Raw genomic sequence first — 21,427 nt, 5'->3', positions numbered from 1 at the left:
GTTGTTTATCCTTAAATCGCTCGTAGGATTTCTTGTAAAATACTGTGGTACTTCTGAACAAACTTGTTCATAGCTTCAACGGTAGAGTTGTATTGAGAGCTGGTGTCGTTCAGCTCAGTGGTTTTGATTTGCACTTCATCGTTAAGCAACTTGGATTTAGCACTGACAGAACTAGAAAAATTAGACAGTTTTTTTGACTTCTCTTCGTCTTTAAAGCTTGCATTGTTAGACAAACTTACTCCCTGCTTTTGCAGAAAGTCTTGATGATTGTTAATACCGTTGTCTGTTAGGTACTTATATTCAGGTGAGGCTTTAAAGTCTGCATCTGAACCATAGTTAAAATCTGCAGCAGTAAACCCATAATCAACAGGTTTGTATGTGCCATCAACACTTTGTTTGGAGTGAATCTTTGACTGAACAACGCCAAATACTTTCAACTGAACGGTGAGGTTCTCTAACGTTTCTTTCTGCGCATTTCGTTTTTCAAGTCGGTTAACGCGACGCTCGTTTAAGGCAAACAGCACACGCTCATCAAAGCGATCACCAATGCTGGATTCAATCACAGACAGTAAATCGCGAGCAGTCAGAGAGTGTTCCGCTTTAACATCAGCGTGCTCTTTCCCGTCAGCTCCTGTGGTTATCTTCTTTTCTTCTTCTGAGATTTTGCTCAAGCGCGTATTTAACTTGCTAAGGTTCTCCATCATTTTTTGATGACGCGTAATGAAATCAGTACCAATGTCTTTTCTGGCAACAATCTTCTCAAATAGCAGGTTTATGTCTCGTGCAGTATTTTGTTTGATTAGATCAACCTGATCTTGCGTCGCTTGGTATTTCTGTACCTTATGGAGGTTACCGTAAAAAGTATCGACTTGCTTGTTCACAAGGCTTACCGCAATGCTAGAAAACAAACTCGAAAGTGTTATCGCATTTGGGGAGTTCTTGAGGTTTGCTACCACGGCATTAAGCACGTTTTGCAGTTGACCAACCTGTCCTGCCCCGTATTCGTTTTCGTACTGACCTTTCACTTGTTTTGCTAGGTCATTTAATGCACCGGTAAGCTCTTGCTTGGACATACCTGGAATCCAAGCAATCTTATCTGCCAAAGCCTTAGCATCACTGTTACTTAACGTGATGCCTACGCTGTCCAAAGAAGTAACCAGTTGAGCTGTAACCGCTGCACTAAAGCTTTCTTGCGTTAGCAAGTAGTCCGAGTTCTTGAGCCCGTTGATATCTACCGAGCCTAGATTACGAAAGGCATTGCGCAAAAATGAAATCGCACTATCACGGACTTCGCTAGAGCTCATTTGCTGCGCAAGAGCGTCTACAAATTTGCTGATCTCTGCTGTCGCGGCTGTAAGCGCGCTCGCATCTAGAACTGCAATTTGCTGCGCTTGGGTGCTTTGGCTGCCTAAACGAAACTCATTGATAAAATCTGTTGGAAGCGAGCTGTCGACCGTATCTTTTAATTGCTTATCGAACCAAGACTGGAATTGATGCGCGAGCGTGTTGTTTACGCCAGTCACTACGTCTTGAGGCGCAATCTGACCATTCACCGCTTGGTGTTGCAGTGACTGCATCCAATGCGCAGCAGTCTCAGCGGCAGCAGTCCCCGTAAAGGCGGCTTGCTTTTCTAGCAGCGTGCGTAATGAATCTGCATACAGGTCCAAACTTTCTTGTTCGGTACGCCCAACTACCATTGGTAATTGGCGAATCAAAGACTCTAATTGAGCTGCATCGGAATCGCCTAGAATTGGAGAAAGGGTCTCTACCAAACGCTGCTGGAAAGAGGCTTGAGAGTCACGATTCGTTGCTGTATTTAGAACTCCAGATACAGAGTTCATGGTTGTCATATCCGTCATTTAGAAACCTCTAGATCACCATGCCACGCATCATTGTTGGTCGCTTGCGCCTAGAGCCTTTGGTACTCGTGGCTTGCACTTGATGCTGTTGTTGTCTGCGGCGTTGTACTTCTTCAAGCAGTTCATGCTCTGCTTGTTTCATCAATTGGGGCGAAGCATTTAACCCATCGAGCAGAATATTTCCTGCTACTGGACCAACGCCTAATCCTTCAAGTAATTCATTGAAGACATCAGTTCTATCTTCCGCATTACGGATAGCAAGTTCTGATTTTTCAATGGTTTCGGTAAAGGGTTGCTTCATCTTGATACCTATCTTAAAGCGAAGCATCTCTTGGATGCTGTCAGTAACAGTCGAGAGTTTTTACTTTTTTCTCTTTTTAAGTGGGCGGTAATCACTGAGGCGCAAGAAGTACCAATCTTCTTGTTCATCGTGGCTCGCCCCACAGGCTTTTAAATAGAACTGCGCTAACCTTTGGCTACTCATATTGCTGCCTCGCAATACGTCAACGTTGCCGCGAATGCTCCAATCGGGTGGGTACAATCGGATCGCGTGTTCTGCGAGCAAAAACAGTGCAGAGAAAGGATTGCTCAAACCTTGATTAGGGCTGATTCTTCGCAGCAGTACGATGATGATTTCACCTTCTTCTACTCGGAATACCAGTTCCATACCGTCGCACTCGTATCGTTGCCCGAGCAAGATGGTGCTTTTCTGCCAAAAGTAAGGCGTCACTTCGATTCCTGACGCCATTAAAGACTGAGCGAGTTCACACGCCATTACATTCCTACCCTTCCCAGCGGTTGAATATTGATTTGCTGCGTCAGTTCTTGGAACGACAACACTGGCAGTTCGTAGTATTCAGATTCAATCAATTTACGTACGTAACGACGCACATCCATCGACACCACCAGCACAGGTTTATTTGGCATGCGGCTCAAATCACCGATGGTTTGCTTAACGTCGCTGACAAACTGTTGAGTCACAGAAGGGTCAAGCGCTAAGTAGCTGCCCGCTGAAGTCTGGCGAATACCGTTACGGATCGTATCTTCCAAGCTCTGATCCAACAGATACGCAGGCAGCATATTTTGACCGCTGGCGTACTTGTAACAGATGTAGCGTTTCAAGCTGGAACGGATGTATTCCGTCAGTTGAACCACGTCTTTCTCTTTTTGTCCCCACTCAACCATTGCCTCTAAGATCACACGTAAGTTACGAATAGAAATATCTTCAGAAACGAGGCGTTGCAGGATTTCCGTCATCTTTTGTAAAGGCACAATACGTTGCGCTTCTTTCACTAATTCGGAGTAGCTGCCTTCCATTTGTTCAAGCAAGTAACGGGTCTCTTGAATACCGATAAAGTCTTGGGCGTACTCTTTCAGTACGTGTGACAGGTGGTAAGTCAGAATGCGGTCGGGAGTCAAAAAGCCCACATGGCTGTTTTGCAATTTTTCTCGGTGACTGTGGTCAACCCAAATACTCGAAATGCCCGGCAGAAAGTCGTCATCGTTTTCGTAAGGCACACCCAGTAAATCGATCTGCTCATTGCCCTCTGTCACCAGCAATTTTTCGCTTTCAATTCGACCGCGAGCAACCGGTACTTCTTGCAATTGAATCAGGTATTCACCGTTGCTCATCCCTTCATTAAATCGCAAGTGGATGCCCGGGAATGGCACACCTAGATCGAGGTACAGCGCGCGTCTGACTCGTGCGAGTTCATCATTTAATGCCACAGCTTCTAGGCTCTCTTGTAAGCGAGAATCCAAGTCGATGAGCAGCGGTACTGTCATCGCAAACTCTTCTTGTTCACCCAATTTGCCTTTGCTGTTGCGAGAAGGGGTTGGTTTATTCGGTTTGGCAGCTGGCGAGCCCGCTCCTTGGGCGACAAAACTAGGTAGGTCAGAACTGTCAGATTCGCTTTGCTTTCTCTGTTGATAGAACAAGAAGAAACCACCACCGCCTACAACAACGGCAAGCACAAGGAAAGTGATTTTCGGGAAGCCTGGAATGAGTGCAAACAGCACCAATAGGACACCACCAATCAATAAAGCTCTTGGTTGCGCGGTAACCTGACCACCGATATCTGAACCTAGGTCAGAGGAATCTTCATTTGAAACACGTGTAACGATAATACCGGCCGTAATAGCGATAAACAGCGCCGGAATCTGCGATACCAGGCCATCACCGACGGTCAAAATAGCAAACAGTTCAAGCGCTTCAGACGCAGACATGCCCTTTTGAGTCACACCAATGGTCACACCGCCCAGAATGTTCACCACGATGATCACCAGACCGGCAATGGAGTCCCCTTTTACGAACTTCATTGCACCATCCATCGAACCGTACATTTGGCTTTCTTTTTCGATCAATGAACGACGATGACGCGCCTCATGAACGTCGATCACCCCAGCACGCATATCGCCGTCGATACTCATTTGCTTACCCGGCATCGCATCAAGGGAGAATCGAGCACTGACTTCCGCAACCCTTTCAGAACCTTTGGTGATCACCATAAACTGAACGATGGTGATGATCAGGAACACCACGATACCCACGACCAAGTTACCGCCAACTACGAAGTTACCGAAGGTATAAACGATCTGACCGGCGTCGCCTTGCAGAAGGATAAGTCGCGTTGTCGTAATAGAAAGTGACAAGCGAAACAGCGTTGTAATCAAAAGAACTGCCGGGAATGCAGAGAATTCCAGCGGTGAGGTAATGTAGATAGCAAGCATCAAAAGGACGACCGCTATACTCATGTTGGTACCGATTAGTACATCCACCAATGCCGTCGGTAAAGGCAAAATCATCATAAAGACGATCGCCAATAGCATCACGGCGAGCATGATGTCTTTGCGTTGTCCAACTTTGTTTAGAATATCGATCAACTTATTCATTTGATTCACTATTTAGAGATTTCAGATAACGTCGATGAGCACGGCGTGCCCCCTCAACATCATTTTGTTTCCAGCGCGCTTGGCTGAGACAAAACCATAAGCCCGCTTTATTTGAGTTGTTTGCTTCCAATAAGCTTTCGCACAGCTCGATTGAACGTGTGTAACGACCAGAATTCAGGCATGCCACCGCCAGTGTTTGGCGAGCTTCTTGATGCTCTGGTTCGATTTCCAACAACGCATCCAGCAACGTGATCGCCTGTTCGGGCTTTTGATATTGAACTTGGAGTGCTGCGTGGATAAGCAATAGCTCCACATCTTTTGTTTGCAACATGGGGCTTAAACCTGAATCAGTAGATTCAACGCCATGGTGAGATAACGTTGGTCTAATTGCGTGTTTTGCAGCGTTTCCACCGCTTGGGAAAGCGCATGGGAACCGTTTTGCTGTGCCAATTCCTGAAGTCGCTGCTGAGTCGTATCAAACTGCTGACGATACTTGTCTGGGCGAAGTAGCTCTGAATGGGTAAGCTTTGGCTTGGCGAGCGACATCAAGTACTGCTCAGATGGGCGAAGCTCATACAGTTTCTCTAAGTGCGTCGCGATGGCTTGACCATCAGGCAACAGTTGAAAGCGCTGTGGGAAATCGTTTTCAACTTGCTCAAGAGAGACATGAGTAAAGCCTTCAATACCAACGTTTAACGTACTAATTCTACTCATAAATTCGCCACATCATTGTGTAAGCGAACCAAGAGCGCGAATGCTTGTTCGATAGTTGGCAATGTCACTTCATCACCTTCAATTTGCGCAGAGAAAACCAGCGTCTGTTCATCGAGCAAGCCAGTTTTAATGGTAAATGGCCAACCTTGCCCTGCATGGCAAAAGCTCAGTGCCTTCTTGATCGGCTCATTAGATTGATGCCACGGCAGCGCTTTCGCCAACATAAGAAACAAACAGTCCTGATGCTTCTCAAGGTGCAAAGTACCGCTCTGTTCAAAGCTCAACTGAACACGTCCTGCTGACGAGAAATCCACAGCGTCAAGCCCCATTCCTCGGCAAAAATCATCCACTGACGCATCAATCCAATTCATCGTCCCACATTTCCTCTTCTTCTAAATCAATCGCTTCATCAAGCGCTTTTTGCACGGCTTGTATTAGGTTTTGTCGCTGTTCTTCATCGTTAAACACATCAATTGGGATATGCCGAACCAGTTTATGCAGCTCTCTGAAAAAGCTAATTTTTCGCTCGGTGGATTCCAATTCCATGGCATTCGCTAAGTTCCAGATCTCTTCACTGCCCACCCAGCGCTGCTCAACTAAAGCAATGACATCTGACATCAAATCAGTAACTTGATAAGCCATGGCTTGCCTGCTGAGGTTTAAACATCTGATAGAGATTGCCAACTTGGTCTTGAAGGGTGTTCAGCGTTTTAAGCTTTTGCATATCTGACATCAAAAGCTGCAACTTAACTGAGTCGATATTGCTACCTTGAACGCTTAAGTCAGCACTCATGCCTTGCAACATAAAGTCGACCGCCGTAGACACCTCTTTTTCACCAAAGCGCTCAACCACATCCTTGTATGCTGAGCCTAAACCTTGGTAGCTATGTACGGTGTCGCGATAGAAACCACGCAGTTGGTGCAAACTGCTGAAGCCTTGTTCTTGGCTGTATTCGTCCGCAAAACTGGATACGCGAATTTCAGTATCAATTTGAGACCATGAATCTGGGTTTTGCTCAAAGTTCAGAAGGGCTTGGTCGATCAGCGCCAGTAGGTTCTTACTTTCTGGGTTAGCGCCAAGAAACTTTTTGACCGCTTTTAATGCAAGGTACTGGTGGCTTTTCTCTTCAGAAAAACCATTAAGGTACGCTTGTAACTGGGCAATTGTTGATAAGTTGCCACTTGCCATTTTGGCAGCAAGGTCTTTGATCTTTTGGTTCTTCTCAAGATCAGGCACTTTTCTTAGGTAATCAGAAACCAACTCGTGGGCTTCATTAACGCGAATACCGCCATCTTTCACTTTGCGTTTGGTCAGATCTTTTTCCGCTTTTTCTGAGCCTAATGACGTCAGCTCTTCCATCGCGTCAAACAGTGATTGAGTAGCATTGTGTACACGGACAGTTTCGCCTCGATAGTTGCCACCAATTGACTCCCCAGAACGTGAAGACTCAAGACCGCTTCGAATTGGCGTGTCAAACTTGTTACCCGTTGTAATTTGATTATTGATAATACTCATTCACTTGCACTCCTTTCGTACAATATGAGCGAATTATAAGAATTGCATTTGCAACGGGCTGTCAAAATCAGACGTGTTTTTTTAGGGCGTTTTAAGTTTTCTAAAAACTCCCGACCAATAGTCACTATAAATACTGCACCATCCTTTTTATTCTCTCAGCATCAGTTATTGCGCATGTTTTCCTAAATTGAACGACTTCTCATACATCACCGAAACCCAACAATCTGCAATCAAACAGACACGTTTGATCCAAATCCGCGGTCGAGTTACTCAAGTTACCGGCACCATCATCAAAGCCGTGGTGCCAGGTGTACGTGTCGGTGAACTTTGTGAGTTGCGTAACCCGGATCAAACCTTGTCGCTGCTAGCGGAAGTGGTTGGCTTTCAACAACATCACGCGTTACTCACCCCACTTGGCAACATGTTTGGTATTTCCTCCAATACCGAAGTAAGCCCGCTTGGGAAGATGCACGAAGTGGGTGTTGGTGAGCACCTGTTAGGGAAGATTCTGGATGGTCTGGGTCGACCGTTTGATGGCACCCAAAGCAAAGAGCCGAGTGCTTGGTATCCGGTTTACAGAGACGCGCCGCCGCCGATGCAGAGAAAACTGATCGAGAAACCTATTTCCATGGGGGTTCGTTCGATAGACGGATTGCTCACCTGTGGCGAAGGGCAAAGGATGGGTATTTTTGCGGCAGCGGGCGGTGGTAAAAGTACCCTACTCGCAAAACTTATTCGTTCTGCCGATGTTGATGTAACGGTCCTCGCCCTTATCGGTGAAAGGGGTCGTGAGGTAAGAGAATTTATCGAGCACGACCTTGGTGAAGAAGGCATGGCAAGGTCAGTATTGGTTGTTGCGACCTCCGACAGACCAGCAATGGAACGTGCCAAAGCAGCGTTTGTCGCGACCTCTATCGCGGAGTACTTCCGAGACCAAGGTAAACGTGTCTTGCTGCTTATGGATTCAGTGACGCGCTTTGCCCGAGCTCAGCGTGAAATTGGCTTGGCTGCTGGTGAACCACCAACACGACGAGGCTATCCGCCCTCTGTTTTCGCTGCACTACCAAAACTGATGGAACGTGCGGGTCAATCAGACAAAGGTTCCATCACCGCGCTGTATACCGTGCTTGTAGAAGGTGACGATATGACAGAGCCAGTTGCCGATGAGACCCGTTCGATACTGGATGGTCACATCATTCTTTCTCGCAAACTGGCAGCGATGAACCACTACCCAGCTATTGATGTACTTCGCTCCGCGAGCCGTGTGATGAACCAAATCGTGGACAAAACTCATCAAGCGTCGGCAGCTCATATGCGTGAAATGTTGGCAAAATATGAAGAAGTGGAACTGCTGATCAAAATTGGTGAATACCAACATGGTGCTGACAGCCGCGCGGATATGGCGATTGCACAAGGTGATGATATCCGAGCGTTTTTACGCCAAGGCACACACGAACCAAGTGAACTCGACGAAACCGTGGCTCACTTACGAGGACTGGCGGGCTTATGATCGAGCAGTTACTAGAGATAAAAAAGATTCGAGCTGATCGAGCAGACAGTGCCGTTCAGCAGCAAGAGTATCGAGTCAATAGTGCGCTTTCTTTATTGCGAAAAGCCGAGCAGTCCGTGGTCGATTATCACCAATGGCGAAAAGAGGAAGAAGAGCGACGGTTTGCCAAAGCGAAGCAGAAAACGGTGGTACTAAAAGAGCTTGAAATATTACGCCAAGAAATCGCGCTATTAAGGGAGAGAGAAGCAGATTTAAAACAACGTGCCGCAGAGGCAAAAAAAGCATTAGAACAAGAAAACCAACGGCTTAAAGAAAGAAAACAAGAAGCCCTTGCCGCTCATAAAACAAAAGAAAAATTCATTCAGCTAAACGAACAAGAAATTGCTGAACAAATGCGTCAAGTGCAGTACCAAGAAGAGCTCGAACAGGAAGAGTTTCGTAGCGTCGTTGTTTCATAGAAGGTAAAGATGCGAGTCAAACACGATCACCCAAGCACAACAGAATTCTCACAACAAGGTCAACAGAGTCCAACAAGCAACATCTCTGAAGAACTTGAGTCTCGCTTTAACAACGCTCTTAAGCCAATGCCGTCAGAAGCGGAGCATGGTCAAGAGACGACTCGTTTGTACAAAGCGGCATTGAGTTTAGATAAGTTCGAGCCCCTGAAGCCTAAAGCTCAGCCTGACCATCTTCAGCAAGAAAGAGCCAAAGACCAAGCTTCTTCTGAAAAAACGGACAAAGCTGGCAGTACAAACGGTGCTGACAGTTCAGACAGTGCGAAACATGCTGCTAAAGCCAATCTTTCTCCGTTAGAAAAAGACTCTACGCTAGGCACAAATCATCAAGCTTCAAAAGACGCTTCGAACAGCGATGCTGTAGAACAGCCAAAGACCGCGACAGAAGCAGAATCAGATATCACAAAACCCGTTAAGCCTAACTCGTTAGTCGAGCAAGCTATTGGCGATAAAGAACGCATAAAGCATGAGAACAGCTTGCACAATACAGGGATAACAGAGCGCCCAAGTAAGGACAAATCTCCTGCCGAAAACAACGATAAAGACGCTGCTCAATCTCTATCTGAAAAAGCGCCTCTGAGTAATATGGCAGGTAAACATGCACAGCAGCAAGAGGAAATCATTGTGAAAAACCAATCCGTCGGTTCCTCAGCAACAAAAGAAAAAACGACTCGTGATAACCAAGCTGATTCAGCAGGTTCAACCGCATCTCTTGATGGTCTGTATCACGATCCTAAAGCCATTATTAGCGGTTTCCAAAAAGACTTGAATAGTCAACCAACGCCAATCCAGCTTGATGGCAAAGCTGCTACCGCCGTGCAAAACGTATTAAATGGTCAGCGACAAAAGCCCGATACGACAACAAAAGACGCAGGCACTTTAAGTAACGCGCAGACTAATGCAGAAGCGAAAGCTGCGTTGTCAGCGTTTGAAGAGAAGCTAAAGCACTCGAAGCACATTGATTTACATCATTCGACGCCTGAAGCCGACACCAAACTGTTCTCGGCGTCGAATATAAGCCAGCCGACCACCCAAGGTGATGTGATCCTCAAGAGTATGGAGGCACAAGCACCACAAAGTTCGGCAAGAGATGTGAACGAGCTGATCAGCAAGTTGGTTGACAAGATCTATGTGTCTTTGCCAAGTGCGAACGAGAAGGAAGTCCGACTGCTTCTCAATGAAGGTCAGTTAAAAGGTGGCGAGATCTCGATTAAACATGACAGTTCTGGTTACAGCGTCCTGATCAAGCAAGAGCATGCCCTGTCACTGATCAATCAAAACGCTAAACAAGAATTGGTTGAGCGCTTGCAACGCTTGGGTATCGACCAACCAATTCGAATCTCGGTCAGCGAACAAATGAACCAACAACAAGATCAACAACGCTCGCGACAACAACGCAGTATTTATGATGAATGGAAACCTGAGGACGAACGATGATACTTGATTTTCCCAAGGTCGACGCATCGAGCATCGCACTAAGCAACCAACTGTGTGCGAAGCAATGTCACTTTCAAGATAGCCAGAGCAACAGCCTGTCGGTCACGCTTGGACAAAAGCCTGAATTTTCGGGCTACCGTTTAACGCTACTCATTGGCGGACAAACGATTCAAATCGATTTTTGTGGTGCGCAGCTACAACAGTGGCTACATGGCATGCTTGACTCAACGGCATTTGAATCGCTGCCAAACTCATTGCAAATGGCGCTACTCAGCAGTCAGATTGAGCCCTACACCGATGTCATTAAGCGTCTGTTTGGGCAACTGCCAGTGTTGAGTAAATTGCAAGCTCATGAACAGCAAGCTCAGCAAGAGAATGTGTTGATGCTTACCATCAACCGTGATGACGCCTCTCTTAGCCTATGGGTAAATGAAGGTCGAGATGTGCTGATTGACGCCTTGCCACAAGCACCGTCTTACCTAAGCCAAAACATTGCGCTGCCGTTCTGGCTGAGCTTTGGCAAAACACGTTTAGCACTCGGTCAATTTGAACAATTGGAACTGGGCGATGTGGTGTTCTTCGATGATTGCTACATCGCACAACATCAAGTTCTCTTTCAGGTATCCAATCAAAACCTTTGGCGATGCCAACTCGACGAAACCACACTCCATATCCTAGAAAAAGAAACCAATATGAACGATATCAATAGCTCTGAAGCACTTACCGACCACCAGCAACTGCCAATTGAACTCACGTTTGATGTTGGTCAGCAGACCATTACTTTAGAGCAACTTAACGCTCTGCAACCTGGTTTTACCTTTGAACTTAACCAACCAATTTCTAACCCAGTGACAATGCGAGCAAATGGCAAAATCATTGGTGAGTGCGAATTGGTGAACATCAATGAACGCCTAGGTGTGCGTGTACTCGAACTGTTTGGCGGTAGTCAGGAGCCAGCATGATCCAGTTACCTGATGAACTGAACCTCATCGTCACACTCGCCCTACTTGCTTTGATTCCTTTCATTGCAATGATGGCGACTTCTTTCGTTAAGCTGGCGGTGGTGTTTTCCCTATTGCGAAACGCACTGGGTGTACAACAAATACCACCTAACATGGCGCTCTATGGATTGGCGATCATTCTGTCGATCTTCATCATGGCACCAGTGGGTTTTGAAACCTATGACTACGTGACGCAGCATGAAATATCCCTAGAAGATTCCGAGAGTATCGAAGGACTGATTGAGAGCGGATTGCAACCGTATCGTGAGTTTTTGAAGAAGCACATTCGTGAAACCGAATCGGTGTTTTTTACCGATGCGGCAAGAACATTGTGGCCACAAAAGTACGTCGATCGTTTGGAATCAGACAGCTTATTGTTGTTGCTCCCCGCCTTTACGGTAAGCGAGTTGACTAGGGCGTTTGAGATTGGTTTCTTGTTGTACCTACCTTTCATCGCAATCGACCTAATCGTGTCCAACATCCTATTGGCAATGGGCATGATGATGGTATCGCCGATGACGATCTCGCTACCGTTCAAACTGCTGCTGTTTGTATTGCTAGACGGTTGGACCAAGCTGACTCATGGCTTAGTGCTCAGTTACGGATAGTAAGGAGAGAAGCATGAATCCGGCTGAAATAATCCACTTTACCACTCAAGCTTTGACGCTTGTTCTGTTCTTGTCTTTACCACCGATTGTCGTTGCGGCGCTGGTTGGTACTTTGGTCTCGCTCATTCAGGCGTTAACTCAAGTACAGGAACAGACGTTGGGTTTTGTCGTTAAACTGATCGCCGTCATCATTACCTTGTTCGTCACCACACAGTGGCTAGGCGCAGAACTGCATGCCTTTGCAACATTAGCTTTGGATAAAATCCCGCAAATACGATGAGTTACGATGATTTGCACCAAGCGTTGTTCCTATACAGCTTAACGCTTCCTAGGTTAATGGCTTGCTTTATATTTCTGCCCATCTTAAACAAGCAAACTCTGGGCGGCACCATGGTGAGAAATGGTGTCTTGTGCTCCCTTGCGTTGTTTATTTTTCCGATGATTAACCAGCAGGATTTGCCCGCAGAAACGGATGGGATCTGGTTGATGATCATCTTGGGCAAAGAGGTACTGTTAGGTCTGCTGATTGGCTTTGTTGCGGCGATCCCTTTTTGGGCAATCGAGGCGGCAGGCTTTCTCGTGGATAACCAACGAGGCGCAGCAATGGCGAGTATGTTCAACCCTACCCTCGGCTCACAATCGACGCCAACCGCAGTACTGTTGACTCAAACTCTCATCACCTTGTTCTTCTCGGGCGGTGGCTTTGTCGCTTTTATTTACGCGCTATTTAACAGTTATGCTTCTTGGCCCGTCATCAGCTTTTTCCCGTCCGTAACGGAAGAGTGGGTACACTTTTTCTATGCCCAGTTCGAACAATTAATGTGGCTTGGGGTATTGATGTCTGCGCCTTTAGTATTGGCGATGTTCCTCGCCGAATTTGGTCTGGCATTGATCAGCCGTTTTGCACCGCAGCTAAACGTTTTCTTCTTGGCAATGCCAATCAAAAGTGCCATCGCCAGTGTGTTGTTGATTGTGTACCTGGCGTTGATGATGAATCACTTTCAAGCACTTTTCTCTGAAATTGTACTGTTCAGAGAGCAGCTCAATACCATTTGGTGATCGCATAAGAACACAGTGGAGAGAGGCGAATAGGTGACTGTTCACTAGCTTCCGCCTCTCCGATGATTAAAACGCTTTTAGATTGAACTAAATTTAACTATGAAAGATAAACAGGCCCAGTAATGAGCGGAGAAAAAACAGAACTCCCCACCCCGAAAAAACTCCGGGATGCCCGTCAAAAAGGGCAAGTTGCAAAAAGTCAGGAAATCGTTTCATCGGCGTTGATTCTGGCTTTGATCACCGTGCTATTTGCGTTTGCCGATTACTATATGTCGCATATCTCCGCCCTGCTTTTATTGCCAAGTGAACTGGCGTATCAGGGCTTTCAAGATGCTCTTCTCGATGTAGCAATCGCCATTGCCAAAGAAATGGTTTATCTGCTCGCGCCGATCATCTTAGTCGCCGCTCTCATTGCCATCATGGCGAACATGGGTCAGTTCGGCTTTCTGTTTAGTGGCGAATCTGTCAAACCAGATATCAAGAAGATCAACCCTGTTGAAGGGGCCAAGCGAATTTTCTCGTTAAAGAGCATTATTGAGTTTATTAAGTCGATCCTTAAAGTTTCGCTGCTTTCATGCATTATTTGGGTAACGTTAAAAGGTAACTTAAACACTTTACTGCAGATTCCTACCTGTGGATTAGAGTGTGTACCGACCATCACTGGCGTGCTAATCAAACAATTAATGATCATTTCGGCAGTTGGTTTTATTGTGATTGCTGCTGCCGACTTTGCTTACCAAAAGTTTGACCACACCAAACAATTGAAAATGACCAAGGATGAAGTGAAGCGCGAATACAAAGAGATGGAAGGCAGTCCAGAAATCAAAAGTAAGCGTCGTCAGTTGCACCAAGAGCTACAAGCCTCCAACCAAAGAGATAACGTTAAACGCTCGAATGTTTTGGTAACAAACCCAACGCACATTGCCATTGGTTTGTACTACAAGAAAGGCGAAACACCTCTGCCTGTGATTACCCTGAAAGAGACCGATGCGATGGCGAAACGCATGATTGCAATAGCCAAAGAAGAAGGGATTCCTGTCATGCAGAAAGTGCCACTCGCACGTGCGTTATATTCGGATGGCCAGCTAAACCAATACATACCTGGCGATCTTATTGAAGCCACCGCAGAGATCTTACGTTGGGTTGCGTCTTTGGAGCAATCTGAAGAGCAATAAGCAAGAAGCAAGTTTTGTCTTTACAACAGCAAGCCTTGGCCACGGTTGTTTTGACGTTTTTTCATTAGACGTTTTTTCATCAAAAACAAAAGGGAGCATCTGCTCCCTTTTGTGTTTTCTTGTTCGCTAGGATTTCACTGCGGACTTTGGTTTAAAGCCAAATCAGTTAAATCCAACCTTCTGCTAAGTACATCAAACGTAGTTGGCTTGGCGAACCTAGCTTTTCCAGCGCCGAAAGTTGCCCATCATCAAGGTTCGGGCTTTTATCCAAGTACACGCGTCCGTTCGCTGCATCAAGAGGCAGTTTGTAGGTCAAAGTCTTATTGATGTCCTGCGCCTTACCTTGATCAATGGCTCGGACGGCTGGCATCAACCAGTCCCAATCTTCATTGAGCAGTTTTTTAAACGCACCATTCGCCACCGATTCAGTTTGACTTGGAGCATCTTCCACACTCAGTTTAAGTATAGGGTCGACATCTGGTACTAAATGCTCACTAGCATCTGAGCCCAACATCTTCTTAAGCGTCAAACGCGCAGCTTCCATTTCTTGCGCTTCTTTTGGTGCTTGAGGCGATGTCATAGACTTGTCTTCCTTTGGACCTAAGTACGCCATTAAAGCGCGCACTGATGCTGCATCTTGCATGCTGAAGGTAAAGTCACCCTTGCTGTTAGACACTTCAATACGTGGTAACACGCCAGACATCGGCTCTTGACGAAGTTGATCTTGAACTTCGTTGTTCAAGCCGTAAGAGCCAGCTTGACCAGCAACAAAACCAGAGCCACTGATTAAGCCCGATGCTGCCACACTGCCTAGTGCTTCTTTTGCAACAGGAAGTACACCTGCGGTACCTACGGAGGTAACACCAAATGCTCCAAGGCTACCTGTTGCCATACCTAACGTGGCACCAATCGCGCCTTCTGCCGACAGAGTGGCGTGCCCATGTGCAAGCGCTTGCTGCATTGGCAGTGCCAACCTTTGGTCACGACCGGGTAACTGGGCAATTTGATCCAATTGGTGGTGGTATGCCTCTGCATCACCATTGACGGCGGCTTTATGCAATTCACGCCCAGTGGCAACCAACAAGCCAACACCCGGTAGCGCCAAGTTAATCGCTGCGTTGACACCAGTCCCTTTAATCTTCTCTTTCGCCATCTCAAGTAACTCAGCGCCAAAGCCATCCATCTTTCCTGGGTATTGGTTTTCGATACTGACTTGTAAACGTGGGTCTTTGCTGATCGAATCGAACGTGCCTTTTAGATTTTCATAAGCGCTTCCGTCAACCTTTACTTCTTCCAATAGGCTGACGACTTCAAGGATCTTACGCTCAGTCAAAGGCTCGCCGCGATAACCTGATGGGCTAACAAGAGAGAACGCCAATAATGCCGTTTCTGGTTTTTCTTCTTTTAACAGCGCCTGTTTTAAATCTAAGTGAGTCTTAATGTTTTCTTGGAAGTACTTTTGATATTTCGAGCGCAGCACGTTTTCACTCACCGCTGCGAATTTTTGCCCTTTATGGAAGGTCGATGGCTCTTTGACTTCACCGCGCTTACTGATAACGCGATCATCTTTTTGTGCCGCGACAGAACGGAATTGATCCAAGCTCGGAACGGGGCTTTGACTGATTTTGCTGGTTGGACTTACCATGGGAGAACTCCTTAAACTCGAAGCGTCTGAACGTGAGATTGTTCTTGATTGATAAATTGGGTTGGGTCTTGGTCTAGCATCGCAAATCGAGCCTGCCAGAGTTGCGTTTGCTCATTGAGGGCATGGAACCAAGTTGATAGGCTCGCTGCGTTTAAATGCTCAATTGGCTTTCGACCCGCAAGAACCAACTGCCTACCATTGGGTGCAAGTGAAAGCGTTAAGCTCCCATCCGCAATACCGAAATAATTAGCATGGGCGAGAAGTTCGAGACCTTTCAGTCTCAGTTCACCGCTTTTTTCGAGCCCACCAAAAGCCACCGATAAAATAAGATCGTTTTGTTCTGTCGCACTAAAGTAAATAACGTAACGATCATCAACCAATAACTGGCAACGATTTTCTTCAGAAAAAGAAAGTGGTGGTAGCTCGTTTATTTCGCAAAACTCTTTCAATAGAACTTGTAATGTATTCATCGTTTATTCCTTCTGTTTCACTATTGCTAGTAAACAACGAATGGCATAATTACGATGTCGAAAATGGCTTTTATTTTGTTAGTTTCACGATACTGTCGTGATTTGCGCCACAAAAAATGAGAAATAAACAATGAGTAATTTGAGTTTAATAAATGAAAAAAGAGCAGCAAAATGCTGCTCTTTTAAGAGATTAAATATTAACAACCGATTATGAAATCTTTAATTTAACTTATGGCTATCAAAAATAACTTCAGACGGTGGGAACATATTAGAAACCGGTGGATGAGCAATATCACCAAACATTCTTGCGCCAAAAGCTGATGCTGCCCAAGGGTCTACAATCTTCACATCTTTATTCCATGTACTTGGGTCTTTGATATCACTACCATCTTGTCGACCAACCAGAACATACAAGTGCGTTCCTGAGTGTCCTTTCTTGAATGCCACTACTTCAACCTTGGTGTTTTGATCCATTTCACCTTGCATTCCTTGAATCATTTCAGAGGCGGCGGCAAAGGCAAACGTCGTACAGCAACCGGCTTTAGCATCTTGAACAGATTTCGCGATGTTTTGCAGTGTGCCCATTTGAGGGCTATTGCCTCTTTGCGCTGCGACTTGAACCATGTTTGCCGACATGGTTGCTTTTTTATCTTGTTGAACTCTCGCTGGGTTGGCGTAGAACCCCTCTAATCTTGGTTTCGCTTTCGATTGATAGAACTCAGATCGCTTGTCACCGAACGTATTAAGGTCAGTACAGGCAAAATCACCCAGCTTTTGCAGTGCGCCTTGGTGCTTTCTGATCAGGGCATCTGCAGGGTCAGTTTTACCCGTACTGGATGGCTTTGAAGTGCTTGAAACACTCGGCCAGTTCTCTCGTGGTCCTGTCGATAGTCGCTCTAAATCTTTAAGGTTTCCAAGAGTCAGCTTATTCTCACCATTAAGTACGTTTTGCATCATGGCTTTTGCGACGTCTTTCGGCAGACCTTGCTTAACCAATAAACCCACTACAATCGCTTTCGCTTTGTTTTGGTGATTGATACGAGCGCTTACACTTGTGTTTTTCGGCGCACCTTCTTTAACAAAGATATCCTTGCCACCATGAGCTCGGACTTCTTTGTCATCTGATTGATTTTGCGTAGATAGGTGTGCAGTCAGCTCGCTGAGCGAGTGCATATGTGATGTATTGATATTTACCATGACCCTAACCTTTAAACAGAGATGAAAGAATGCAGCTTTTCGTGTTGTTCAGCCGACTGATGCTGAGTCGTTAGATATTGATTCCACAACTGGCAAAGCTCCATAAGCTGAGTAATCATGGTCGAAACTCGACTCACTTCTGACGTCATTGGCATGCTTACTTGCATGTGTACTTCTTGGTTTTCTGGGTTTATGCAGAACTGCACGCCACCTGATTCGCGGTATAAGAAGTTATATTCTAAAAGTGTCTGCAGTTTTTTAAGCTCAAATGCTTCTTCACCTTGGCAAACCTTGATTGAAAATAACAGTTCTTCTCTCTCATCCAAGCTTTGAACTTCAACTTCTTTGCCTGCAGACATATATACAGCCCACATTTGATTATCATATGCCGTCACTCGATCAATATCGAGTGTGTTACCAAGTTCAATTAGTAAGGTATTCACCTTATCCATACTCACCTACTATCCTGATATTTAATATTGATGTATTAATTTAACAACCAGATATAAAATCTCGAATTTAAAATACATCTATCACATCATTTTTGTTTTATTTTTTATTACTATGGTTAACTTTATTAAACTAACCATTACTGCAAAAACCAAATTAAGTATTCTTGAGCAAACGTTCCGCTCTTATGAGGCAATAGTAAAGCCTTTAAAGATGAACAGATTGTCAGTTGATGGGAGTATTGTGCTCAATAACAGCGACAAAATATGCCAGATATGGTCGGCTTTTTTTCGTTTTAAGCCGTTTATAGAAAGGTATACCCAAGAAACCTCAAGGCGCTAGGTTCAGCGAGAATGACTTGGGTATGTGGTGAGAATCAAAGAATCTCACCATATACCCAGCTTTACTCTTTCAATCTCAAGCAAGTTACAGCTGCTGAGATACTTCAAGTTGAATGGATTTCGTTAATTAGATGAGGACTTAGCTAAACAAAGCCACCAGAATACATCGGTTTAAAGGCTTCTGTTGCCGCTTTATCCGCATTCGCCACACTGACGTTTGGTGCACTGGATTCTCGGCTCAAAACCACAACTTTGGTTTGCTCTTCCATGTTCGAGCTATTTTTCTTGATATGATCAATCAAGTCAGCAAGCTCCGCCTCTCCTTTTGGATCGCTTTTACCACTCAAACCCGCTTTTTCCATCTCTGGCGTCGTCACACGTATGGTCACATGAGGTTGGCGGCGACCCATCGCAACTTCTGCATCGTGGATTCGCTTTTTCATCATAGTATTGGCTGAAGACGGGTAACCTTTCTCGAGATGTAAGGTGTAGCTTTGTTCAACAGTAAAAGACGTCCCCGCAGGAACCAAGATTTCTCTCTCACCTTCAGCTTTGCTGATAGGTTCAATATTCATCCCGATGTCTGGCGTAGGGTTGATGACTAAAAGCGCACCTTTCGCCATGTAACTTTGTGCCACGTCTGGAGCACGCGTTGTACTCATGAATCCAGGAAACTGAAAACCGGTTCCTTTCTCTAACGCCGCATCGGCGACACTAGTGTGACAGCCATGCCAGACTTTACCGGAGTATCGCTCAAACATTGGAGAGTCTAGCGCAGCCTGCAACATATCCACGGTCTGACGATACTCTTTCTTCGCCTGCGCTCGCTCAGCAGAACTGGTGTATTGGTTACGTTTTAGGAACGATTGAAGACGAATCTCCATTTCACTCTCGTTCTTTGGCGGAGCAAAGTCGCCGTAGCCTGGGTTGATAATATTCGCGCCATTCCCTGTGTAGAATCGAGTCGTCGCCAGCAGCATCACGTTAATCAACGTCGCTTGGTTATTCGCATCATCACCAATGGCTTCTAATACCGCTTGTTGGCGTTCAGCTGGCGTAGCTTTGCTACTCACGACATCTTGCAAAAAGGCCAACGCATCTTGGTGATCAGGTTTGTTTTTTAGCACCAACTGAGCATCAAGCATGTTTGACTTATCTACCGTACGAAAAGTATCCCACACGTCATTACGGTCGCCGTAACGAAAAACATTACTCAGCGATCCTTCCTGTGAAGATTCCGCCAACAAAGACGCAGCATTGCTGAGAAGCTGTTGGTATTGCTCAGGAGACTGACGCTCTAACCAATTGCCTAACGCTTCCGCTTTAACACCGTCAATGAATGGCTGTCCTGACGGTGTTCGCTCAGGCAATTCCGGCATGGTTCTCTGCTCGGTATTGTATAACTTCAAGTCGTTCATATTTTGCGCAGCGTAGAGAATTTTCTCAGAAGCCAGACCAAAGGTATCGTCCGCCTCTTGATGACTCTGAGCAGCCTGCGCCAGTGCGTCAAGATATTCACTCCCGGCATATTGTGATGGGTAGCCTTTCCCTTGAGTCACAGAATGGTCGAACTCCTCAACACTCATTTTCACCGGTTCAATCGCAGGTAAATGAATTTCTTGCCCATTTAGCGTGATTGTCTTGGCTTCCATTCCGGGTAAGTCGATGTCTTGGCTCACTAGCCCCTCGTAAGCACCAAGCCAATTGCCCGTCTCGCGCGCTTGCCACGCCATCATGCCATCACTGTCTACCGTCGCAGCGCCGTGGTCGTTGTGCTCCATCGCATAAGCATCCAGTGCTCCCATGATCTCTGTAAAACTGTGATCACGTGGCTGAATCATCCACCCCAATAGCAAGGCTCGAAATGCTTGCGCTTCAGAAGCGGGCATTTTGAGAAGGCGTGCCACTTCGTACATAAAAGAGGTGGTACTAGATGGTCCAGCAAACATAGGTAATTTCTTATCCATGTTCTGTTGGCGCCAGTTGACTGAAGTTGGCTCATCCTGACCAATCGTGGTTAAGGTTTTATCATTGATAACGAAACCACCATAGCCGGACTCATGCTCTGAACGCTCTTTTAAAGCAACGGCGTCGTTGTGATAAGCCGCAGGCTTCATGGCCTCCTGCATTCCTTGAAACTTGAATCCGGTCCCTTTATGAGGGTCGCCGTTTTGACGACTGCCGATAAAGTCATTGCCGGTTTTGTTGCCAAGCGCTTCACTTGTATTCCAATCGGCATACTTAAGCCATGCCCAACCATGGGGTTGGGTTGTGGTCGGAGTCGAGATCTCGGGCTTTGCCCCTGCACCGTGTGAGTGAAAAATGTTCAGCCTTTGATTCGCTTCTTTAGCATTCAGCAATGGCTGATTCACGGCATCGCCCATCATCTTAAGTCGCGAAGGATCACGAAATACCCTCAAATGACTATAAGCTAATGTAGTCAGTACCCGAGCATTGGCTTTAGGGTCATTGAGTACGCTGTTGAGCTGCTCTGCCCACTTAGCGTCGTCGTCACTCCAGCCGTCCAGAAAACCGATACCTGCGTCTTCATTTGTCTTTGCTACTGGCACTGAAGGATCTTTCGCTTGAGCGATCGCTACGTTTTCTAAGATTCGACGCAAAAACGATTGAGACATGTACTCAACTGCAGGGTTCTGCAGCAGGTCATTGCCCAAATGGTTAAACTCAAATGCTTGGTTGGCTTCTGCAATCTTCTCCACCGCCTGAGCAACTATCTGGTTTTTCACCGCGTCAGAGGTTGTTGGAAACTGCGCATTCACCTTATCTCGGACCAAATTTTCAATGCTGCCTTCATACTGTGCAGCACGCATGATGGCATGGTTAAACTCCTCCACAGCCTGACGCAATGGCGGCATTGAGACAGGTTGCGTGTTCAGCGGCGGCTGATTACCAACTAGGGAAACGGAGACCGATGGGGTCTGACTTAAAGAGGAATTAACCGCTCTTGGTGTCTGTTGCGAGGACAGTAAAGCCGCGGTGCTTGTCGCCCCGTCTGTGCGAATCGTCGTTTGCATCGA

The 21,427-nt window shown here is 46.1% G+C and carries 22 protein-coding genes; 8 read left to right on the top strand and 14 right to left on the bottom strand.

Going from position 1 to position 21,427, the window contains the following annotated elements:
• Positions 1-11 precede the first annotated feature (11 nt).
• From NL647_RS12075 to sctW, 9 genes are read right to left on the bottom strand one after another with little or no spacing between them, the layout of a single operon-like run.
• Complete coding sequence (locus tag NL647_RS12075) at positions 12-1,859, bottom strand: virulence-associated V antigen (RefSeq protein WP_253650194.1); 1,848 nt, start codon at positions 1,857-1,859, stop codon at positions 12-14.
• A gap of 10 nt (positions 1,860-1,869) precedes the next feature.
• Entirely contained in the window at positions 1,870-2,160 is a 291-nt protein-coding gene (locus tag NL647_RS12070; protein WP_005441819.1) for an LcrG family type III secretion system chaperone, read from the bottom strand.
• 60 nt (positions 2,161-2,220) lie between these two features.
• Positions 2,221-2,634, bottom strand: a complete 414-nt coding sequence (locus tag NL647_RS12065; protein WP_038898138.1) for an LcrR family type III secretion system chaperone — start codon at positions 2,632-2,634, stop codon at positions 2,221-2,223.
• Entirely contained in the window at positions 2,634-4,760 is a 2,127-nt protein-coding gene (gene vcrD / locus NL647_RS12060; RefSeq protein WP_086028144.1) for a SctV family type III secretion system export apparatus subunit VcrD, read from the bottom strand. Before vcrD ends, NL647_RS12065 begins: the two co-directional genes overlap by 1 nt.
• Positions 4,744-5,082, bottom strand: a complete 339-nt coding sequence (gene vscY / locus NL647_RS12055) for a type III secretion system chaperone VscY (RefSeq protein WP_005441813.1) — start codon at positions 5,080-5,082, stop codon at positions 4,744-4,746. Before vscY ends, vcrD begins: the two co-directional genes overlap by 17 nt.
• Before the next feature lie 5 nt (positions 5,083-5,087).
• Positions 5,088-5,465, bottom strand: a complete 378-nt coding sequence (gene vscX, locus NL647_RS12050; RefSeq protein WP_005441811.1) for a type III secretion system protein VscX — start codon at positions 5,463-5,465, stop codon at positions 5,088-5,090.
• Positions 5,462-5,836, bottom strand: a complete 375-nt coding sequence (sycN, locus tag NL647_RS12045; RefSeq protein ID WP_253650193.1) for a type III secretion chaperone SycN — start codon at positions 5,834-5,836, stop codon at positions 5,462-5,464. Before sycN ends, vscX begins: the two co-directional genes overlap by 4 nt.
• Positions 5,823-6,107 (bottom strand): TyeA family type III secretion system gatekeeper subunit, encoded by a 285-nt coding sequence (locus NL647_RS12040; protein ID WP_005441806.1) that lies wholly within the window; start codon positions 6,105-6,107, stop codon positions 5,823-5,825. Before NL647_RS12040 ends, sycN begins: the two co-directional genes overlap by 14 nt.
• Entirely contained in the window at positions 6,088-6,981 is an 894-nt protein-coding gene (gene sctW, locus NL647_RS12035) for a type III secretion system gatekeeper subunit SctW (RefSeq protein WP_005441804.1), read from the bottom strand. The genes NL647_RS12040 and sctW overlap by 20 nt, the downstream gene beginning before the upstream one ends.
• Positions 6,982-7,168: 187 nt before the next feature.
• Between sctW and vscN the strand changes: the two genes are divergently transcribed.
• From vscN to sctU, 8 genes are all read left to right on the top strand, one after another.
• Positions 7,169-8,491, top strand: coding sequence for a SctN family type III secretion system ATPase VscN (gene vscN / locus NL647_RS12030; protein WP_253650192.1), 1,323 nt, complete (start codon positions 7,169-7,171; stop codon positions 8,489-8,491).
• A complete protein-coding gene (locus NL647_RS12025; RefSeq protein ID WP_005441793.1) occupies positions 8,488-8,949 on the top strand; it encodes a type III secretion protein in 462 nt (153 codons plus the stop codon). Before vscN ends, NL647_RS12025 begins: the two co-directional genes overlap by 4 nt.
• Positions 8,950-8,958: 9 nt before the next feature.
• Positions 8,959-10,443: a type III secretion system needle length determinant gene (locus NL647_RS12020; protein WP_253650191.1), complete on the top strand. Its 1,485-nt coding sequence runs from the start codon at positions 8,959-8,961 to the stop codon at positions 10,441-10,443.
• Positions 10,440-11,405, top strand: coding sequence for a type III secretion system cytoplasmic ring protein SctQ (sctQ, locus tag NL647_RS12015; RefSeq protein ID WP_005450243.1), 966 nt, complete (start codon positions 10,440-10,442; stop codon positions 11,403-11,405). The genes NL647_RS12020 and sctQ overlap by 4 nt, the downstream gene beginning before the upstream one ends.
• Complete coding sequence (gene vscR / locus NL647_RS12010; protein ID WP_005426130.1) at positions 11,402-12,052, top strand: SctR family type III secretion system export apparatus subunit VscR; 651 nt, start codon at positions 11,402-11,404, stop codon at positions 12,050-12,052. Before sctQ ends, vscR begins: the two co-directional genes overlap by 4 nt.
• Before the next feature lie 13 nt (positions 12,053-12,065).
• Positions 12,066-12,332: a SctS family type III secretion system export apparatus subunit VscS gene (gene vscS / locus NL647_RS12005; RefSeq protein ID WP_005441784.1), complete on the top strand. Its 267-nt coding sequence runs from the start codon at positions 12,066-12,068 to the stop codon at positions 12,330-12,332.
• Entirely contained in the window at positions 12,329-13,111 is a 783-nt protein-coding gene (gene sctT / locus NL647_RS12000; RefSeq protein WP_005441782.1) for a type III secretion system export apparatus subunit SctT, read from the top strand. Before vscS ends, sctT begins: the two co-directional genes overlap by 4 nt.
• 122 nt (positions 13,112-13,233) lie before the next feature.
• A complete protein-coding gene (gene sctU, locus NL647_RS11995) occupies positions 13,234-14,286 on the top strand; it encodes a type III secretion system export apparatus subunit SctU (RefSeq protein WP_005450246.1) in 1,053 nt (350 codons plus the stop codon).
• A 166-nt stretch (positions 14,287-14,452) separates the two neighbouring features.
• On the opposite strand, the gene NL647_RS11990 is transcribed toward sctU, so the two are convergent.
• From NL647_RS11990 to NL647_RS11970, 5 genes are all read right to left on the bottom strand, one after another.
• Positions 14,453-15,931, bottom strand: a complete 1,479-nt coding sequence (locus NL647_RS11990) for a cation transporter (protein WP_045488059.1) — start codon at positions 15,929-15,931, stop codon at positions 14,453-14,455.
• 11 nt (positions 15,932-15,942) lie between these two features.
• Complete coding sequence (locus tag NL647_RS11985) at positions 15,943-16,401, bottom strand: CesT family type III secretion system chaperone (protein ID WP_017188265.1); 459 nt, start codon at positions 16,399-16,401, stop codon at positions 15,943-15,945.
• Positions 16,402-16,620: 219 nt separating this feature from the next.
• Positions 16,621-17,598, bottom strand: a complete 978-nt coding sequence (locus NL647_RS11980) for a hypothetical protein (RefSeq protein ID WP_009698260.1) — start codon at positions 17,596-17,598, stop codon at positions 16,621-16,623.
• 11 nt (positions 17,599-17,609) lie between these two features.
• Positions 17,610-18,050, bottom strand: coding sequence for a type III secretion system chaperone (locus NL647_RS11975; RefSeq protein WP_005450259.1), 441 nt, complete (start codon positions 18,048-18,050; stop codon positions 17,610-17,612).
• 482 nt (positions 18,051-18,532) lie between these two features.
• Positions 18,533-21,424 (bottom strand): ADP-ribosyltransferase, encoded by a 2,892-nt coding sequence (locus NL647_RS11970; RefSeq protein ID WP_253650190.1) that lies wholly within the window; start codon positions 21,422-21,424, stop codon positions 18,533-18,535.
• Positions 21,425-21,427: the final 3 nt, after the last annotated feature.

The sequence above is a fragment of the Vibrio sp. Y29_XK_CS5 genome (assembly GCF_024181835.1).
In the GTDB taxonomy this organism is placed as follows: Bacteria; Pseudomonadota; Gammaproteobacteria; order Enterobacterales; family Vibrionaceae; genus Vibrio; species Vibrio harveyi.
The sequence above is the reverse complement of the archived record's forward strand: the minus strand, read 5'-3'. Positions and strand labels throughout refer to the sequence as shown.